Origin of the sequence: Williamsia soli, assembly GCF_017377795.1 — a bacterium.
Taxonomy (GTDB): domain Bacteria; phylum Actinomycetota; class Actinomycetes; order Mycobacteriales; family Mycobacteriaceae; genus Williamsia; species Williamsia soli.
The window spans coordinates 93,785-112,050 of the sequence record NZ_JAFRDR010000007.1; the positions used below are offsets into that span (position 1 = coordinate 93,785).

Here is an 18,266-nt window from a genome sequence, read left to right on the forward strand (position 1 = left end):
TGCACATGACTGGAGTGAGTGCATCTGTCTCAGATCACTCCGGCGACCCGAAGAACCTTCCGGATCCTGGCGGGCAGCAGCCGTGGATCCTTGAGGTCGTCCCACACCCATCGGATGACAAGGATCCCTTCCTCCCGAAGTCGATCCTCGCGACGCTTCTCGCGAATGACCACGTCCGAGACGGATTCGCCAGGACGACGGTGCTTTTCGTACTTCACCCTGCCGTCGAACTCGCCGACGACCTTTCCATCCCAGTCGAAATCGACCCGGGCAATCAACTCTCCCCACGGTTCGCGGTACTCGGTCTGCAGCGACGGGATCGGAATGTCCGACCACTCGATGAACAACGTGCGGCTCAGCGATTCCCCCACGGACTCGGAGCGGCGATCGGCGGCGTCCAGCGAGCGACGCAGCACCGCAACCCCGGAACTCTTTGCCGACCGTTGAGCAATCGACTCCAACTCCGCTCGGTCGACACCGAGGCGTAGCGCATGGTCGAGGACAACGACCGCCTGCGCGAAAGATCCCTGCCGAGCGACATCGCAGGCGGTCATGGCCAGCTTGGTCAGCAGGACTCCGTCGATCACGGTCACATCAGACCGTGGACAGCCTGCAAAAGCACACCGTCCAGTCATCTGCACACGTCGCAACGTGTGCAGATGACCGGAGCGTGTGTATCTGCGGGGTAGAAAAATTACCGCCGCGTTACATCTGTGAGGTTCTCGAATCGCAGATTTGGTCCCGGGATAACCACTGGGAAACGTGTCGAATCTGTACTGGAACACGCAGCCGGATCCGGCTTCTCGCCTCCGCGGCAATGACGTCGCAGCGGTTCAATCTTCGCCCCTCACCAGGAGTCCTGATGTCTGAGATCGATCAAGCCATTGCCGAGAATATCAAGAAGTCCCTCGCCGAGATCCCACACCCGTCGCTACCCAAGGGCAGCAACATCTACGGCAGCACCAAGCTGTTCCCCGACTACAAGGCCGAGGACGGCGAAACCTACTTCACCCTGGTCCACGGAATCGCCCACGAATCGTCGGTGAGCTTCGTTGCGGTCTTGCAGGCCACCCGCGCCCTGCGTAAAGGCTTCGAGTCGGCTCTGTACTTCTACGGACCGGGCGCGATCAACTGCCTGGCCACCCGCGGCTTCCCGACCACCGGAGACTCGGGCTTCCCGGGCGAGCAGAACATCAACGACTCGCTCGCCACGTTCATCGGCGAAGGCGGCACCGTCTACTGCTGCCGCTTCGGCCTGGCCCTGCACGGCGGCCGCGAAGAAGACCTGATCGAAGGCGTCATCCCCGCTCACCCTCTCGATGTGCAGGACGCACTCATCCACTACGCCCGCAAAGGCGCCATCATCAACTCCACCTACATGGTCTGAGGTTGCTATGTCCCTATCGGCACGCGTAGATCTCGCGCTGCTCGGTGTTCGTGGTTCACTACCCGTGCGCCGATCGGCCGGAGCCGGTCCCAGCGACGACGGCCACCTGCTCATCGACGGCCTCAGCGCCGCGATCCCACGCAATCCCCTGAGTCCGTATGTCCTCGATGGTGACCAGATACTGCTCGATGGCGCCCCAGAGGGATTGTCACCGACCGGATTGCAGGTCTCCGCCATCGAGCGGCCTGCGTTCTACGATCTGCGCACCGATGAGGGCATCGAGTACGAGAAGATTGCCAAACTGCACGGCAAAGACGTGCTGGCCACCACGGTGATGCAGACCTGCATCCGCTACGACCCGTCACAGCGGTGCCGGTTCTGCACCATCGAGGAGTCCCTGCGATCGGGGGCCACGGTCGCGGTGAAGAAGCCCGCCGAGCTCGCGGAGGTCGCCGAGGCCGCCGTGCGGCTCGACGGCATCAAGCAGATGGTGATGACCACCGGTACCTCGGCGGCCAAGGATCGTGGTGCCAAGCATCTGGCCCGCTGTGTCCGGGCCGTCAAGGCCGCGGTCCCGGATCTCCCGATCCAGGTGCAGTGCGAACCGCCCGGGGATCTGGCGACCCTGACCGAACTGCGGGACGCCGGTGCGGAGTCCATCGGCATCCACGTCGAGTCCCTCGATGACGCGGTTCGTGCGGAATGGATGCCGGGCAAGGCCACAGTCACCCTGGACGAATACCGCGCTGCGTGGGCGGAGGCGGTCCGGGTGTTCGGACGCAACCAGGTGTCCACGTACCTGCTCATCGGACTCGGTGAAGATCCGGACGAATTGGTCGCCGGCGCTCGCGAACTCATCGAGATGGGTGTGTATCCGTTTGTGGTGCCGTTCCGTCCGCATCCGGGTTCGCTCGCCGTGGACGTCGACCATGCCTGCGCCCCACGCGGCGACGTCGTGGAAGACGTCACACGCCGGGTCAGCAAGGAACTCGTCGCGGCCGGGATGGTCGGATCCGATCAGAAGGCGGGCTGCGCGGCGTGCGGCGCCTGCAGCGTGCTGCAAAACGTAGGAGGCTGACATGCAGGTGGCAGCGCGAGACCTCGCGATACTGACCGGTCCACGGCCCGTGACGACACCGTCCGTCGGCTTCTTGATCCAACCTGCCGAGAGCAGAACGCATCTCGCGGACTACAACGCGTTGCGGCACGACGCATTCGTGGTCGAGCAGGGGTTGTTCGCAGGTACCGATCACGACGACATCGACGATGATCCTCGCACTGTGGTGTTGTGCGCCATCGACGACGACGGCACGTTGCTCGGTGGGGTCCGGTTGGCTCCGGCCACCACCGACGACATCGGGTGGTGGACGGGAAGTCGGCTGGTGGTCGCACCCACCGATCACGCGCGCGGTGTCGGGCCTGCCCTGGTGCGGGCGGCCTGCGCCCACGCCGAGAACGCCGGCGTCCTGCGTTTCGACGCCTCCGTCCAGCAGCGGTATCGGCCGATGTTCTCCCGTCTCGGCTGGGACCACACCGGCGATGTCGACGTGGCCGGTGTGTCCCATGCCGCGATGCGATGGCCGATCAACAAGATCGAACGCCTCGTCGCCAGTACGAAAGCACTGCTCGCCGATGTCTTGGCGCCGCTCGGAGAGCAGGCGATGGGCCTCGGGCCGATCGGTTTTCGCGGCGACGACGGCGCCCCGGTACCCGGTACCGACATGATCGCCGCCTGCGACGCCATCATCCCCTCTATGGTCGAGCGCGATCCCGAATGGGCCGGCTGGTGCGCGGTACTCGTGAACCTCAATGATCTCTCGGCGATGGGCGCCACCCCGGTGGGTCTGCTCGACGCCGTGGGTGCGCCCACCCGGTCCCAATTGACCCGCATCATCCGGGGGATGGCCACAGCTGCTGCAGCCTGGAATGTCCCGGTCCTCGGAGGGCACACCCAGGCCGGAGTCCCGTCCTCGCTCTCGGTCACCGCGCTCGGACGGACCACTGCCCCGGTCCCGGCCGGGGGTGGTCGGGTGGGACATTCGCTGCGACTGACCGCCGACCTCGGTGGCGGATGGCGACGCGGATACGCTGGGTATCAATGGGATTCGACGTCCCATCGTGGCGCCCACGACCTCGCGAAGATGGCGAGTTTCGTCCAACGTGCCGCACCGGCCGCCGCGAAGGACGTGAGCATGGCGGGCCTCGTCGGCACCACCGGGATGCTGGCGGAAGCCAGCGGTACGGGTGCAGTCCTCGACATCACCGACATCCCGCGACCGTCCGGTGTGGCCGTGGGTGAATGGATCACAGCATTCCCGGGATTCGCGATGATCACCGCTGACGTTCCCGGACATACGGTTCCAGATGCCGGCCCGGCGCAGAGCGCTGTCTGCGGGCAGCTCACCGATACTCCCGGTGTCGGGTTGCGGTGGCCCGACGGGCAGGTCACACAAGCGGTGCGAAGCACCGTCACAGGATTGGGGACAGCATGACGACCACGATCTCGGTCGCGGCGGCAGAGTTCGGCCGCGACATGGACGAGGGTTACCGCACGATCGGCGCGCTGATCTCCGAAGCCGCAGACAAGGGCAGTGACCTGTTGGTCCTACCGGAAGCCTGTCTCGGTGGGTACCTGCCCAGTCTCGGGGGTGGTGATGAGACCCCGGAAGCCCGCCAACGTCGGCTGGACGATCTGCCACCAGCATTGGAACTCGACGGTCCCGAACTCGCCACGATCTCGGAGATGGCGGGCGACATGACCGTCACCCTCGGGTTCTGCGAGGCCGACGGCGATACCCGGTACAACGCGGCGGTCACCCTGACCGGCGACGGTATCCTCGGTTCGTATCGCAAGGTACATCAGCCGCTCGGCGAGAACCTTTGTTACGCAGCAGGTTCGGAATACTCGACGTTCGACACGCCGGTCGGGCGGATGGGTATGCAGATCTGCTACGACAAGGCATTTCCGGAGGCCGCGCGGGAGCTGGCACTGGGCGGTGCGGAGATCATCGCCTCGATCTCGGCGTGGCCGACCTCGCGCACGAACGCCACACCCAACATGGAGGACGACCGCTGGAAACAGCGATTCGACATCTACGACCGTGCGCGTGCGCTGGAGAATCAGCTGATCTGGGTGTCGTCGAATCAGGCCGGGACGTTCGGTTCCCTGCGATTCGTCTGCAGCGCGAAGATCGTCGGTCCAGGCGGAGAGATTCTGGCAGACACCGGAGTCGAGCCCGGCCTCGCGACCGCAACCATCGACGTCTCCGGAGCGCTGGGGGGCGCCCGGGGCAGCGGGATGTACAACCTGCGCGATCGGCGGCCATCGGTGTACGGCAGTGTCACCGCACCCAACACTTTCGAGGAGCTCACCTATGCCTGAGATGACCTTCACCGTGCAGTGGCCCGACGGCGCACGGCAGCAGTGTTATTCGCCGTCGCTGGTCATGCATGAGCATCTCGAGGTGGGTGCGGAGTATCCGGTGGCCGAGTTCGTGGCCCGGACCAGCACCGCGCTGGGAATAGCCGGCGATCGGGTGCGGGAGAAGTTCGGGTTCGCGTGTACGTCGGCAGCGGCTCAGTTGGCGGAGATCGAGGGGGCGGCGCAACGGACACCCGAGGGAACGGTGCGGGTGCTGGCCATGACCGGTGCGGAGTTGATCGCGCCTTCGAGCACCGAGATCGCGCGCGGTCGATAAAGCCACCGCTTCGACACTAGTCGGATCACTCATGGCACCCATACGAGTTGCCGCACTGGCAGCCCATTTCGGCAGGGATGTCGAACGCGCGGTCAACAAGATCGTCGGCATCATCGAGTCTGCGTCACGCGACGGTATCGACCTGTTGGTGCTTCCCGATGCGTCGCTGGGCGGTTACATCGGGGATCTGCGCGCCCCCGACATCGAACACCTGCCGCCCGCCGTCGAGACCGACGGGCCGGAGCTGGCGCGGATCGTCGCCGCGGCCGGACCCATGACGGTCTGCGTCGGATACACCGAAGCCGCTGCGGGTGAGCGTTACAACACCGCGGTCTGCCTGACCGGGGACGGGATACTCGGCACCCACCGAAAGGTTCACCAGCCGGCGGGAGAATCGCTCGCATACGCGGCGGGCGATGATTTCTCGGCGTTCGACACCCCGGTCGGCCGGATGGGCATGCTGATCGACTACGACAAGACATTCCCGGAGTCTGCGCGGACCCTGGCGCTCGACGGGGCGCGAATCATCGCCGCGTTGTCGGCGTGGCCCGCCAGCGTCACCGACCGGGCGTCACGTCTGCCCAACGACCGCCAGTCGCGATTGTTCGATCTCTACGACGCGGCGCGGGCCGCGGAGAACCAGGTGGTCCTCGTCTCGTCGAACCAGACCGGGGTCATGGACAAGCTGCGATTCCTCGGCCAGGCCAAGGTGGTCGGCCCCGGTGGTGAGGTTCTCGCGAAGACCTGGGCGAAGGGCGGTATGGCGGTGTGCGACATCGACATCGACGCGGAGATCGATCGTGCCCGCAGGGTCCTGCACCATCTGGACGAACGTCGGGTCGACACGTACTGGCGACAGTCATGAGGGTGTCGCTGCTGACGTACTCGACCAAGCCGCGTGGTGGGGTGGTGCACACACTCAATCTCGCCGAGGCTCTCGCCGAATTGGGCGCTGATGTCACGGTGTGGTCACTGGCCCGCGGTGGGGATCCGGGTTTCTTCCGCGAGGTCGATCCAGCGGTCACGATCCGGCTCGCGCGCTTCGACGACAGGGAAGGCGATACCGTCACCGACCGAATCGTACGATCCATCGAGGTGCTGGGTAACGAGTTCGACCGTGGTGCAGCGGATATCGTCCATGCGCAGGATTGCATCAGCGCCAACGCGGTCGGTCGCTGTATCCGTACCATCCATCACCTCGACCAGTTCACGACGCCGATTCTTGCGTCCTGTCACGAGAAGGCGATCGCCCTGCCCTACGCCCGCATCTGCGTCTCGTCGGCCGTGGCTGAGGAGGTACACGCCGGGTGGGGATTCGAGCCGACCGTCATACCCAACGGGGTGCAGGCAGACAGGTTCGCCGGTGCAGCCACTGCAGCGCCGGATGCGGTTGCCGCACGGACACTCTGGGACCGCAGGCTCGGCCGATACGTGCTCGCGGTCGGAGGGATCGAGCCGCGCAAAGGCAGCATCGACCTACTCGAGGCCTATGCGCTGATGCGCCGTGGCGATCCTGATCTCGCTCTCGTCTTCGCCGGCGGTGAAACCCTGTTCGACTACCGCGGTTACCGAGCCGATTTCGATCGGCGCGCGGCCGAACTGGGGATCGAGCCGATCGAGCTCGGGCAGGTGGACGACAACCAACTGCCCGCTCTGGTGGCCCAGGCGGCCGTCTTCGCGTTCCCCTCCACGAAAGAGGGTTTCGGCCTCGCCGCCATGGAGGCTCTGGCCGCGGGTGTCCCCGTCGTCGCCCGCGATCTGCCCGTGTTGCACGAGGTGTTCGGCGACTCCGTCCGCTATGCCCGGACCCCGGCCGATCTCGCCACCGAACTGACCGCCGCGATGGTCACGGATTCAGTGCGGGTGGCACTCGGCCGAGAAGTTGCCGGTAGATTGACCTGGGAAGCGGCAGCGCGAGCGCACCTGGACTTCTATCGCGAGGTCGGTGCCTGACCGGCATCTGGGCTCGGTCAGTGAAAAGTGAACCGTCGACGGCGCCGGGCCCTCGTAGGTGCGGTTGCGGTCATCTCCCGGATGTAATCGACCATGTCGATCAGGGCGCGACGATCTTCGTCGTCATCGCCGCCGTCTCTGTCGCCGACAACGATGGACATCGGAGTCCCCGTCCGGACGTCCAGCTCGTCCCAGCACAGCGACAACAGGTGCGCGTACAGCCGACGGCGATCGACGACCAGGACGATCTTGGTGTTGTATTCGCCTGTCTTCCAGGAGATCTGGTCGGCGGTGTCCTGGGTGAGAGCGCCGGCCGCCGCAAAATCCTGTAGGTACATCCGGCCACCTCCAGTTTCCATCGTAACCGCCGTAGCGCGGGTCACAGCTGTTTGGAGAAGAACACCCGGTCGAAGCCGTCGACTGTCGACCGATGCGTTTCGACGAACCCACGCCGCGGATAGAAATCCAGGTTCTCGGTCATCGCCGCGTTGGTGTAGAGCCGCATCTCGGCCACCCCGAGGGCCCGGCCGTGTTCGGCGGCGAAGTCGAGCAGGAGCGCCCCGATTCCGAGCCCACGGGCGAGCGCGGGCACCGCGAGGTTGTCGAGTAACAGGTGGTCAGGGTTCGGGGACAGCACGATCGTGCCGACCAACTGGTCCTCGTCCTCGGCGACCCACACCGTGCCGGTGTCGATGAGGGCCGCGTAGTCGGTGTGCATCGGCGCGGGCTCGGTGCCGATCCGGTCGACGTAAGGCGCGAAAGCCTTGTTGATCAGGACGGAAACCGCGTGTGCGTCATCAGGACGTGCGGATCGGATGCTCACCATCGGTCCAGTGTGCCCAATAAACAGTTGCCTCCGTGTCGAGGAGGGGGCACAATCGCTGCTGCCAGTGTCCCCTGCAGTGAGGCTTCACGTGAACTCCTCCGGCGTCTCCGCGTCCTGACGCGCCTGACATCACCGCGCATACCGCGGGATGAGTTGTTGGCGCATTCCATCACTGCATCCTGGGGAGTCACATGCGCCCGAATTCTGAATCATCCATCCTGCTGCGCGACCTCGGCTTCGATTGGCCCGACGGAACCACCGCGCTGCGCGGCATCACGGCCACCATCGGGACCGGCCGCACCGGTCTGATCGGCGCCAACGGCACCGGGAAATCCACGCTGCTCCGGTTGCTCGCGGGGGAGCTCGCTCCCACTTCGGGATCGGTGGTCACACTCGGTGACACCGCCTATCTGCCCCAGACCCTCTCGCTCCGGGTGGATTGGACTGTTGCCGATCTGCTCGGCGTCCGAGCGCAGGTCGAGGCACTGGCCGCGATCGAATCGGGGTCGACCGATGCCGTCCACTACGACATCATCGGGGACCAGTGGGATGTCAACGCCCGGGCGGGGCAGCTGCTTGCCGAGGCGGGTCTGGCGGGAATCACGTTGGACCGCAACGTCGGGACGCTGTCCGGTGGTGAGGCGATGCTGGTGGCGATCTCCGGTCTGCGGCTGTCCGGCGCCGCGATCTCGCTGCTCGACGAACCGACCAACAACCTCGATCGTGACGCGCGAGAGCGGCTCTACACCATGCTCGACCACTGGCCCGGCACTCTCGTGGTCGTGTCCCACGACACCGCGCTGCTCGAACTGATGGACACGACAGCAGAACTGCGAGAGGGCGAGCTGGTGGTGTTCGGCGGTCCGCTGACCGCCTACCACGACCACGTCGAACAGCTGCAGCGCGCGGCTCAGCGAGATCTGCGGGCTGCCGAGCAGGTGTTGAAAACCGAGCGGCGACAGCGGATCGAGGCCGAGACGAAGATTGCTCGGAGTGCGAAGTCTGGGAAGGCGAAAGCAGAGAATCTACCCAAGATCCTGGTCGGTAAGCGGAAGAACAATGCCGAGGCATCGGCCGGTCGCCTGCGCACGGAGGCCGACGCCAAGATTCGCGATGCGCGCAGAGCGGTGGAAGACGCTGCCGAACTGATCCGGGAGGACAAACAGATCCGGATCAGCCTGCCCGATCCCGATGTGCCGGGCAGCAGACGGCTGGCCGAGATACGTTGCGGCGACGAGGTCGTGGTGCTTCAAGGGCCGGAGAGGGTCGCGCTGACCGGTCCGAACGGCAGCGGGAAGACGACGTTGCTGACGTCGCTGTGGCGCTCGGAGCCGCCGGCGGATGGTCCGTATGCCGTCGCGCATACGGAACGAATCGGCTACCTGACACAGCGTTTGGATGGTCTGGACGACGATGCCAGTGCGCTCGCAAACATTCGGACGGCGCTCCCAGCGGCCGATCCGCAGGAGATCCGCGCCAAACTGGCACAGTTCCTCTTGCGCGGTGGCGCCGTCGACAAACGGGTCGGAGTCCTGTCCGGGGGCGAGCGCTTCCGGGTCGCGCTGGCCAAACTGTTGCTGGTCGTCCCACCTGCGCAATTACTCGTCCTCGATGAACCGACGAACAATCTGGACATGGCAAGCGTTGATCAGCTGATCGACGCGCTGGCGGGATATAGAGGAGGTCTGCTGGTGGTCAGTCATGACGAGCAGTTCCTGCGCAGACTCGGCGTCACCAGGGAGCTGCATCTGGCGGACGGGCAGCTCACGGTCACCGAGGAGTCTCGTCGGGCTTGACCGGTATACGACGCTCTGGTCCCTCGGGTGGCAGGGCCTCTGCGTCCGGCGACTTCCGCAGTACGACGTACACGAGCAGTCCGGCGAGCAGGGCCCAGAACGCCGATCCGATCCCTGCCACAGTCACCCCCGCAGCTGCGACGACAAAGGTGAGAACCGCTGCGGTGCGCGAGTTCTCGTCCCGCAGGCTCGCAGCGAGTGACCCCGCGAGGGTGTCGAGCAGCGCGAGTCCGGCGACGGTCTCGACCAGGCCGGAAGGGGCGACGGTGATCAGGGCGACCACAGCGGCCGAACTGAAGGCGAGTACCAGGTAGGCGGGACTCACCGTGGCTGCCGCGATCCAGCGTCGGCGGGGGTTCGGCTCGGCGGCGGGCGCGGCGGCCAGAGCCGCGCTGATGGCGCTGAGATTGACAGCGTGCCCGCCGGCCGGGGCGACCAGGGCGGTCAGGGCTCCGGTGACCAGCATCGATGGCCGCCAGGGGATCCGGTACCCGAAGCTGGACATCACCGCCGTTCCCGGTAAGTTCTGCGACGCCATCGTGACGATGTAGAGCGGCAGCGCGATCCCGATACAGGCCTGCCACGACCACTGGGGGACAACAAGATCCAACTGCGGGATGAGGGAATCGCCGGTGATGGTCTTGTCGGAGGTCAGGATGATCACAGCGATCACCACCGCAGCGGTGGCGAACGCGGCGGGCACTGCCCAGCGTTTCGCATAGCGGCTCAGGACAAGCCACACCAGCACCACCGGGGTGATCGCCAGCGGCTCGTCCGCGAAAGCGTGGACGGGCTCCAGACACAGCGGCAGCACGATGCCCGCCAGCATGGCCTGGGCGATCGGAGTCGGAATCGCCTGCACCAGCGCGCCGAGGCGGGGCCACAACCCGGTGGCCAGGACCATCACGCCGACCAGAACGAAGGCTCCGACCGCGGCGGGGAAACCCCCATCGGGACTCGCTGTGCCGGCCAGGAGTGCTGCTCCGGGGGTGGACCAGGCCAGGGTGATCGGCATCCGGTAGCGGAGCGCGAGAAAAGCTATCCCGATCGTCATCGCGAGACAGAGGGCGAAGAGTCCTGAGGCGGCCTCGTCGGCCGACGCGCCGACTGCCCGTAGTCCCGTCAGAACCACCGCGAACGAACTCGTGAAGCCGACGAGCGCGGCCACGACGCCGGCGGTGATCGGCTGCGAGAGCGGCGCGCGGGCGGTCGTCGGATCGGGGGTCACCCGGTTATCGTAGGTTAGATTGGATCTTGGATCCAATAAAGAGTGATCGTTCAGAGGGAGCAATGCCACCGAAGCGTTCGACGTACGTCCTGGACACGCTGGGATCACGGCCCACGGCAGTCCAGCATGCGCGCACGGTCATCGAAGACACCCTGGCCGAGGCGATCCTGAGTGGAGACCTGGCGAGCGGCACCCCACTGCGCCAAGCCGAACTCGCGGAGGTGTTCGGCGTGAGCCGGATGCCGGTCCGTGAGGCGCTTCTCGCGCTGACGGCGCGTGGACTCGTCGACAACGTCCCACACAAGGGCGCTGTGGTGATATCGGTGGATGCGGCCGACGTCGTCAACACCTACCGGATCAGGGCGATGCTCGAACCCGAGGCGCTCGGCGGCTCGATACCGCTACTCGATCCGGATGATCTGGACCATGCGCGAGAATGCTTGCTCGCGATGGACGGCGAACCCCCGTTGGCGGATCTGGGTCGGCTGAACTCCGAGTTCCACCTCTCGTTGTATCGGCGCCATCCGAACGCCAAGTTGCTGAAACTGATCGCAGCGGAACTCGACGACGAGGAGCGCTACCTGAGGTTCCATCTCGCAGAATTGGGTACCGGTCAGTTGGCGCAGGACGAGCACCGGCAGATTCTGGAGCACGCGGTCGCGCGTGAGGTCCAGCAGGCGGTGACGGTGTTGCGGCAACACATCTCGGCCGCCGCCGACACGATCGAGATGTACTTTCGGCAGCGATCACCGAACTGAGAACGCGAGGAGCACCCAAGACGTCATGCCAGAAGGCGACACAGTTTTCCAGGCGGCTGCCAGACTGCACCGCGCCCTTGCCGGAAAGACATTGACTCGTTGTGATGTTCGGGTCCCGCGGTACGCGACGGTCGATCTGAGTGGCGAACACGTCGACGAGGTGATCGCCCGGGGCAAGCACCTGCTGATCCGTGTCGGCGACGTCTCGGTGCATTCCCACCTGAAGATGGAAGGTCGCTGGGACATCTACAAGAAGGGCGAGAAGTGGCGTCGCCCAGGTTTCAAGGCCCGAATCATCCTCGAGACGGCCACCATCCAGGCGGTGGGGTTCGAGCTCGGCAAACTGGAGATACTGCGCCGGAGCGAGGAGGACAAAGCGGTCGGGCACCTCGGGCCGGACCTGCTCGGACCGGACTGGGACGCAGACGCCGCCATCGCCAATCTGGCCGCGGACCCGGCCCGTCCGATCGGTCTCGCGCTCCTCGACCAACGCAATCTCGCCGGGATCGGCAACGTCTTTCGCGTCGAGATGTGTTTTCTGCGCCGGACCCATCCTGCCGTGCCCGTTGCCGATGCCGGCGATCTGAGCGAATGGGTGGCGCTGGCCAAGCAGGTTCTCGAGTACAACCGGACGCGTTCGATGCGGGTCACCAACGTCGACCGGCCCGGTGAGCGAACCTGGGTCTACGGCCGAGCGGCGCGACCGTGCCGTCGGTGCGGAACCACCATCAAGAAGGCGGATCTCGGCAACCTCACCGACATGGATCGTGTCATCTACTGGTGCCCGCTGTGTCAGCCGCCGCCGTGACCATATCGGCGTCGGCCGCAGCGGTCTCAGGTGGCGCCGGTCGGTCGGTGCGGGCCCGCCAGATCGCTGCACCCGCGGCAAGGATCACGAGGGCCAACACGAAGACGCTGTAGCCGATGGCGGTGGGACGAAGACCGACGTGGATCGCCGCGAATCCGGCGACGACGGCCGGAATGCTGAAACCCGTGTAGCTCACGATGAACAGGGTGGAGAAGACCTGACCACGCGACGCCGGGGCGGTGACGGCGATGAGGGTGGCCATCACCCCGACGAACGTCGCGCCGAATCCGAAACCGGCGATCATCGAGCCGACGATGTAGCTCGGAACATTCGCGGAGATCGTGCCGATCAGACTGACGACCAGTCCGGATCCCAGGGTGCTCAGCCCCACGGCCAGTTTGCGATGTGCGCTCCAGCCGGACGCGGCCATGGATCCGATGGCGCCCGAACCGAAGAACGAGCCGATGATCAGGCCGGCCACCATGTGGTTCTCGATGTCGAGGATCCGGGCCGTGATGGACGAACCCAGCGACAGGTACAGGCCGCCGAGTGACCAGGTGGCGAGAATCGCCGGTGTCGACGCGAAGAACACCCCACGGACCGCGGGCGGCAGGCTCGCGTTCGGCCGCAACACCTTCCACAGGTGAGCCCGCGAGATGAACCCCGTACGAGGTGAGGTCTCCGGGATGAAGACGATGAGAACCGCGACGATTGCGAACGCGGCTATCAGGATCAAGAACACGAGTTCGCGCGGCATCGGCGCGTATTGGACCAGAATCCCGGCACCGACAGCGCCCAGTGCCAGGCCACCCGGAGGTGACGCGGAGCTCGCGATCGACCCCGCACGCGGTGTGGGTTGCAGGTCGACCAGAGCCGCACTCAGGGTCCCGGTGACGGCACCTGCCGCCAGCCCTTGCAGCACCCGGGCGGCGATCAACATGGGTACGCCGTCGGCGAAGGCGAACATCGCCATGGACGCCGTCAGCACCGCGAGCCCACCGAACAGCACAGGCCGCCTGCCGACGTGATCGGAGAGCGAACCGACGGTGAGCAGCCCGCCCAGCAGGGCGATCACATACACGGCGAAGATCACGGTCAGGGTGAAGGACGAAAAGCCCCACAGCTCTTGATAGACGGGATAGAGCGGGGAGGGCGCCGCGGCGCCGAACATCATCGCGATGGTGGTGGCTGCGATCACGGTGAATGCCGGGACGTGCCCGATCTGCCTGACTCCCATTTGGTTAGCCAACAGCAAAGACCGGTCCGCCTATTCCTTGTCGGCCGGGGTGCGGAGATCCACATCTTCGTCATTTGGACCCGCTCATGGGCCGGTTCTGTCTTAATCTGGGGATCTTCAGGTGCTGCTCACGCTGCACCGATGACTCAGTCGAGCGGGAGCCACCCATGGGATTTGTGATCGGATTTGCGCCGTGGATCGTGTTCTGGGTCCTGGTCGGCAACGCCGGCTTCATCACCGCGGTCCTGGTGTCGTTCGGGCTGACCATCGCTGGGCAGGTGTTCGGGCGCCTGCGGGGTGCACCGTTCCGCACTCTCGAGGTCGGTACGGTCGCGGTCTTCGCGGTGCTGACCATCGCGGCACTGACGCTCGACGAGAACGTTCTCGAGCGCTGGCTGCAACCGCTGAGCAACCTGGGGTTGTTCCTGATCGCACTGGTCGGGGTTCTCGTCGGCAGGCCGTTCGTGCGCGAGTACGCGGAAGGATCGGTGGACGAGCAGACAGCGGCGAGCGGCGGGTTCACCTACATCACGACCGCGATGACCTGGATGTGGGTGGCAGCCTTCGGCGCGATGACCGTGTTGTCGATGATCCCGCCGATCGTCGACGGGGACGCCACGATCAAGGACGACGGCGACGCGTTGTCGATCGTCTGTTACTGGGTCGCACCGTTCACGTTGCTGGGCCTGGCCGGGTTGGTCTCGTCGGTCTTCCCCAACTGGTTCGACGCCAGGTCGAAGGAGGTCTCCGCCCGAGAGGCCGTCGACGTCCCGGTGGCCGCAGCGCAGCCCGCGCCGCAACCCGACGTCGCGACCAGCACGCTCACGATCACAGCCCCGGCGGAATCTCGGCACGACGAGGGATTCGGCTTGCAGATCACCGGTGCCGATGCGGGTGCGGCGGTCACGGTGACCGCAGGTGGTGTCGACCTCTTCGGTACGCACTGGTCGAGTCGCGCGGACTTCACCGCGTCGGCCGACGGCGTCGTCGATGTCGGTGTGCAGGCACCCGACCGCGGCGACTGGACCGACGCGGACCCGGACGCACCGTTGTGGGCGATGAGTCCGGATTCGACGGGTGACCGGGTTCCCGAACTGTTCGTGCCACCGGTCGGTCCGTGGCAGGTGGTGCTCGAGGCCACCTCCGCCGACGGGCTGGTCCGGCGAACCGTGCTGCGATCGCCGTGGGCACCGGGAGTGGCGATCTCCGAAGTCGACATCGCCGGGCGGCCCGCGCTGCTGGCGCTACCCGCAGGCGACCCTCCGGAGGTCGGGTGGCCGGCCGTCGCGTGCTTCGGTGGTTCCGAGGGCGGCGTGGACTCCCAGCGCGTCACCATCGCGACCCTGGCGTCGAATGGAGTCGCGGCGTTGGCCTACTCCTGGGTCGATGAGGAATCGCCCGACAACCCTGAGGCGAAGCTGGTCGACATCCCTCTCGAGCGGTTCGGCGCCGCCATCGACGCGCTGGCCCGGACTCCCGGGGTCGACGCGGGGCGACTCACCGCGATGGGGATCTCTCGTGGTGCCGAAGGCCTCACCGCGGCGGCCACCGTTTCGAGGCTCCCGATCGGTGGCCTCGTACTCGTGAGTCCGAGTTCGGTCTCGTGGCAGGCAATCGGGCCCGACGGTGAACTCCCCGACGCCGCGTCGTGGACCTTCGGCGGGGAGCCGCTGAGCTGGACGCCGCTGCCGACCGGGTCACTGATGCCGCAGCTGATCAGAAACGCCTGGCGAGTGCACCGCGACATCGCGCACCGCACGCCCAGCCTGCTGCGACTGCACGCGGCGTACACCGCGGGACTCGACGCGGCCGGTTCCGGGGCCGCCCGGCTCCCATCCGAACTCATCGACGTCCCCATCCTCTGCATCGCCGGATCCGACGATCGACTCTGGCCGTCGTCGCGGATGGCGACCGAACTGCTCGCAGCACGTTCCGATCCGGCGGACGAACTCCTCGAGCTCGAGAACGCCGGACACCTCATCCGGCTCGCCACCCTGCCCGCGACGGCCCAGTGGACCGGCGGGATCGCATTCGGCGGCACTGCCTCGGGACAGGGGCGTGCCCAGCGGGCGGCGACAGCGGCCGTCCTGCGCTTCGCCGTGCGGGTTCCCGTCTGATCAGGCGTTCATGGTCGGGCACTGCCTTCGGCGTCGTCGCCACCTTGCACTCGGCACCTGTGAGTGCTAAAACGGTGGCTGGCACTCGACAACCGTGAGTGCCAGGTCGGAACGGTGAGATCGGTCCTAATGACACGACCGATCGTCCGTCGCGGGCACCGGAACCGACCAACGAACTTCAGTGTCACCCCCTATCGGAGGATCACTTCGTAATGGCCAAGATCATCGCATTTGACGAAGAGGCCCGTCGCGGCCTCGAGCGGGGCCTCAACGCCCTCGCCGACACCGTAAAGGTGACGTTGGGACCCAAGGGTCGCAACGTCGTGCTCGAAAAGAAGTGGGGCGCCCCCACCATCACGAACGACGGCGTCTCCATCGCCAAGGAGATCGAGCTCGAGGATCCCTACGAGAAGATCGGCGCCGAGCTGGTCAAAGAGGTCGCCAAGAAGACCGACGACGTCGCGGGCGACGGCACCACCACCGCCACCGTTCTCGCTCAGGCTCTCGTTCGTGAAGGTCTGCGCAACGTCGCAGCCGGCGCGAACCCGCTGGGCCTCAAGCGCGGCATCGAGAAGGCCGTCGAGGCCGTCACCGAGTCGCTGCTGAAGTCCGCCAAGGAGATCGACACCAAGGAGCAGATCGCTGCTACCGCCGGTATCTCCGCAGGCGACCCGGCCATCGGTGAGCTCATCGCCGAGGCCATGGACAAGGTCGGCAAAGAAGGCGTCATCACCGTCGAAGAGGCACAGACTTTCGGCCTGAGCCTCGAGCTCACCGAGGGCATGCGTTTCGACAAGGGCTACATCTCCGGCTACTTCGTCACCGACGCAGACCGCCAGGAAGCTGTCCTCGAAGATCCGTACATCCTGCTAGTCTCCGGCAAGGTGTCGACCGTCAAGGACCTGCTGCCGCTGCTGGAGAAGGTCATCCAGGCCGGTAAGCCGCTGCTGATCATCGCCGAAGACGTCGAGGGCGAAGCCCTGTCGACCCTGGTGGTCAACAAGATCCGTGGCACCTTCAAGTCCGTCGCCGTCAAGGCTCCGGGCTTCGGTGACCGTCGCAAGGCCATGCTGGCCGACATCGCCATCCTCTCCGGTGGCGAGGTCATCAGCGAAGAGGTCGGACTGTCCCTCGAGGGCGCCGGCATCGAGCTGCTCGGCACCGCCCGCAAGGTCGTTGTCACCAAGGACGAGACCACCATCGTCGAAGGCGCGGGAGATTCCGACGCCATCGCCGGTCGTGTGGCTCAGATCCGCGCCGAGATCGAGAACAGCGACTCCGATTACGACCGTGAGAAGCTGCAGGAACGTCTGGCCAAGCTGGCCGGTGGCGTTGCTGTCATCAAGGCCGGCGCTGCGACCGAGGTCGAGCTCAAGGAGCGCAAGCACCGCATCGAAGATGCTGTGCGTAACGCCAAGGCTGCTGTCGAAGAGGGCATCGTCGCCGGTGGTGGCGTGGCCCTGCTGCAGTCCGAGTCGGCCATCGATTCGCTGACCCTGGAAGGCGATGAGGCCACTGGCGCCAACATCGTCCGCGTCGCCCTGGAGGCTCCGGCCAAGCAGATCGCCTTCAACGCCGGCCTCGAGCCTGGTGTTGTCGCCGACAAGGTCCGCAACAGCCCGCTGGGAACCGGCCTCAACGCCGCAACCGGTGTGTACGAGGACCTGCTGGCCCGTGGCATCAACGACCCGGTGAAGGTCACCCGCTCGGCGCTGCAGAACGCAGCCTCGATCGCGGCTCTGTTCCTCACCACCGAGGCCGTTGTCGCCGACAAGCCCGAGAAGAACGCTGCACCGGCCATGCCGGGTGGCGACGAGATGGGCGGCATGGGCTTCTAGTCCACGCTTCCTGGCTCCACCTTTTCAACTGAGCCCGGTCACCTTTCGGTGGCCGGGCTCAGTGCTGTTCCGACCCTCACAAAACCAGCCGTTGCAGGCAGAACCAGGTGCAGCAACACCTGGTTCTCCCTGCAACAACTGGGTTTGTGCGGACAGGGTGTTTCACCCGTGCGAACTGAGTAGTTTCACGCTGCTGCCGGAATCGGTGCGGTCGTAATCTCCTCCGCATGACCTTCACCCAGCAGCCCGCGCGACCACCGCGCACGACCAACCAAACCGTCGACATCGTCATGACGGTGGTACTGCTCGTCGTCCAAGGCCTTGCGTTCATGGTCAGCGTCTACATCAGTCTCTTTTTCGGGATGGCTACCGACTCGTGCTCCGGCGAGTGCGATACCGCACCGCTGGACGCCGCATTTCTGATCACCGATGGCGGTGGGCTGCTGACTCTGGCTCTGGCGATCATCGTCTCGATAGTCCTGCTGGTCCGGCGGCACCTGGCGTTCTGGGTGCCGCTCGTGGGGATCGCCATCCAGATCGGATTGGTGATCGCCGGGTTGTACCTCGCGAGCAGCGTGGGATGACCGATGATGTGCCCTTCTGGCGAACAAACACCCAGG

Annotated in this window: 18 protein-coding genes; 13 read left to right on the forward strand and 5 right to left on the reverse strand. The window is 65.8% G+C overall.

Annotated elements, in window-relative coordinates; all coding sequences use genetic code 11:
* Positions 1-29: 29 nt before the first annotated feature.
* Positions 30-785, reverse strand: a complete 756-nt coding sequence (locus tag J3S28_RS18760; RefSeq protein ID WP_504970636.1) for a type IV toxin-antitoxin system AbiEi family antitoxin — start codon at positions 783-785, stop codon at positions 30-32.
* Between the two features lie 77 nt (positions 786-862).
* Between J3S28_RS18760 and J3S28_RS18765 the strand changes: the two genes are divergently transcribed.
* The 7 genes from J3S28_RS18765 to J3S28_RS18795 are packed head-to-tail and all read left to right on the forward strand — an operon-like array spanning position 863 to position 7,038.
* Entirely contained in the window at positions 863-1,387 is a 525-nt protein-coding gene (locus J3S28_RS18765) for an MSMEG_0572/Sll0783 family nitrogen starvation response protein (protein WP_207842256.1), read from the forward strand.
* A 7-nt stretch (positions 1,388-1,394) separates the two neighbouring features.
* Positions 1,395-2,465 (forward strand): MSMEG_0568 family radical SAM protein, encoded by a 1,071-nt coding sequence (locus tag J3S28_RS18770; RefSeq protein ID WP_207842257.1) that lies wholly within the window; start codon positions 1,395-1,397, stop codon positions 2,463-2,465.
* A 1-nt stretch (position 2,466) separates the two neighbouring features.
* Positions 2,467-3,879: an MSMEG_0567/sll0787 family protein gene (locus J3S28_RS18775; protein WP_207842258.1), complete on the forward strand. Its 1,413-nt coding sequence runs from the start codon at positions 2,467-2,469 to the stop codon at positions 3,877-3,879.
* Positions 3,876-4,769, forward strand: a complete 894-nt coding sequence (locus J3S28_RS18780; protein WP_207842259.1) for a carbon-nitrogen hydrolase family protein — start codon at positions 3,876-3,878, stop codon at positions 4,767-4,769. Before J3S28_RS18775 ends, J3S28_RS18780 begins: the two co-directional genes overlap by 4 nt.
* Positions 4,762-5,085 carry an MSMEG_0570 family nitrogen starvation response protein gene (locus J3S28_RS18785; RefSeq protein WP_207842260.1) on the forward strand — a complete coding sequence of 108 codons (324 nt, stop codon included), beginning with the start codon at positions 4,762-4,764 and terminating at the stop codon, positions 5,083-5,085. The genes J3S28_RS18780 and J3S28_RS18785 overlap by 8 nt, the downstream gene beginning before the upstream one ends.
* Before the next feature lie 31 nt (positions 5,086-5,116).
* A complete protein-coding gene (locus tag J3S28_RS18790; protein ID WP_207842261.1) occupies positions 5,117-5,950 on the forward strand; it encodes a carbon-nitrogen hydrolase family protein in 834 nt (277 codons plus the stop codon).
* Positions 5,947-7,038, forward strand: a complete 1,092-nt coding sequence (locus tag J3S28_RS18795; protein WP_207842262.1) for an MSMEG_0565 family glycosyltransferase — start codon at positions 5,947-5,949, stop codon at positions 7,036-7,038. Before J3S28_RS18790 ends, J3S28_RS18795 begins: the two co-directional genes overlap by 4 nt.
* Positions 7,039-7,055: 17 nt before the next feature.
* Here J3S28_RS18795 and J3S28_RS18800 read toward each other — a convergent pair whose 3' ends face one another.
* Both J3S28_RS18800 and J3S28_RS18805 read right to left on the reverse strand, forming a co-directional pair.
* Positions 7,056-7,376: a hypothetical protein gene (locus tag J3S28_RS18800; protein WP_207842263.1), complete on the reverse strand. Its 321-nt coding sequence runs from the start codon at positions 7,374-7,376 to the stop codon at positions 7,056-7,058.
* A gap of 41 nt (positions 7,377-7,417) precedes the next feature.
* Positions 7,418-7,864 carry a GNAT family N-acetyltransferase gene (locus J3S28_RS18805; RefSeq protein ID WP_207842264.1) on the reverse strand — a complete coding sequence of 149 codons (447 nt, stop codon included), beginning with the start codon at positions 7,862-7,864 and terminating at the stop codon, positions 7,418-7,420.
* Positions 7,865-8,055: 191 nt separating this feature from the next.
* Between J3S28_RS18805 and J3S28_RS18810 the strand changes: the two genes are divergently transcribed.
* Entirely contained in the window at positions 8,056-9,660 is a 1,605-nt protein-coding gene (locus J3S28_RS18810; RefSeq protein ID WP_207842265.1) for an ABC-F family ATP-binding cassette domain-containing protein, read from the forward strand.
* Here the strand turns inward: J3S28_RS18810 and J3S28_RS18815 are convergent.
* Complete coding sequence (locus J3S28_RS18815) at positions 9,635-10,888, reverse strand: benzoate/H(+) symporter BenE family transporter (protein WP_207842266.1); 1,254 nt, start codon at positions 10,886-10,888, stop codon at positions 9,635-9,637. The genes J3S28_RS18810 and J3S28_RS18815 overlap by 26 nt on opposite strands.
* Positions 10,889-10,950: 62 nt before the next feature.
* Between J3S28_RS18815 and J3S28_RS18820 the strand changes: the two genes are divergently transcribed.
* Both J3S28_RS18820 and J3S28_RS18825 read left to right on the forward strand, forming a co-directional pair.
* Complete coding sequence (locus J3S28_RS18820; protein WP_207842267.1) at positions 10,951-11,646, forward strand: GntR family transcriptional regulator; 696 nt, start codon at positions 10,951-10,953, stop codon at positions 11,644-11,646.
* 25 nt (positions 11,647-11,671) lie between these two features.
* Positions 11,672-12,454, forward strand: a complete 783-nt coding sequence (locus tag J3S28_RS18825; RefSeq protein WP_207842268.1) for a DNA-formamidopyrimidine glycosylase family protein — start codon at positions 11,672-11,674, stop codon at positions 12,452-12,454.
* On the opposite strand, the gene J3S28_RS18830 is transcribed toward J3S28_RS18825, so the two are convergent.
* Positions 12,417-13,691, reverse strand: coding sequence for an MFS transporter (locus tag J3S28_RS18830; RefSeq protein ID WP_207842269.1), 1,275 nt, complete (start codon positions 13,689-13,691; stop codon positions 12,417-12,419). The genes J3S28_RS18825 and J3S28_RS18830 overlap by 38 nt on opposite strands.
* 167 nt (positions 13,692-13,858) lie before the next feature.
* Here J3S28_RS18830 and J3S28_RS18835 point away from each other — a divergent pair, with 167 nt between their 5' ends.
* The 3 genes from J3S28_RS18835 (at position 13,859) to J3S28_RS18845 (ending at position 18,230) form a co-directional block, all read left to right on the forward strand.
* Positions 13,859-15,808, forward strand: a complete 1,950-nt coding sequence (locus tag J3S28_RS18835; protein WP_207842270.1) for an acyl-CoA thioesterase/bile acid-CoA:amino acid N-acyltransferase family protein — start codon at positions 13,859-13,861, stop codon at positions 15,806-15,808.
* Positions 15,809-16,020: 212 nt separating this feature from the next.
* Positions 16,021-17,646 (forward strand): chaperonin GroEL, encoded by a 1,626-nt coding sequence (gene groL, locus J3S28_RS18840; RefSeq protein ID WP_084835243.1) that lies wholly within the window; start codon positions 16,021-16,023, stop codon positions 17,644-17,646.
* A gap of 227 nt (positions 17,647-17,873) precedes the next feature.
* Positions 17,874-18,230, forward strand: coding sequence for a hypothetical protein (locus J3S28_RS18845; RefSeq protein ID WP_207842271.1), 357 nt, complete (start codon positions 17,874-17,876; stop codon positions 18,228-18,230).
* Positions 18,231-18,266 lie beyond the last annotated feature (36 nt).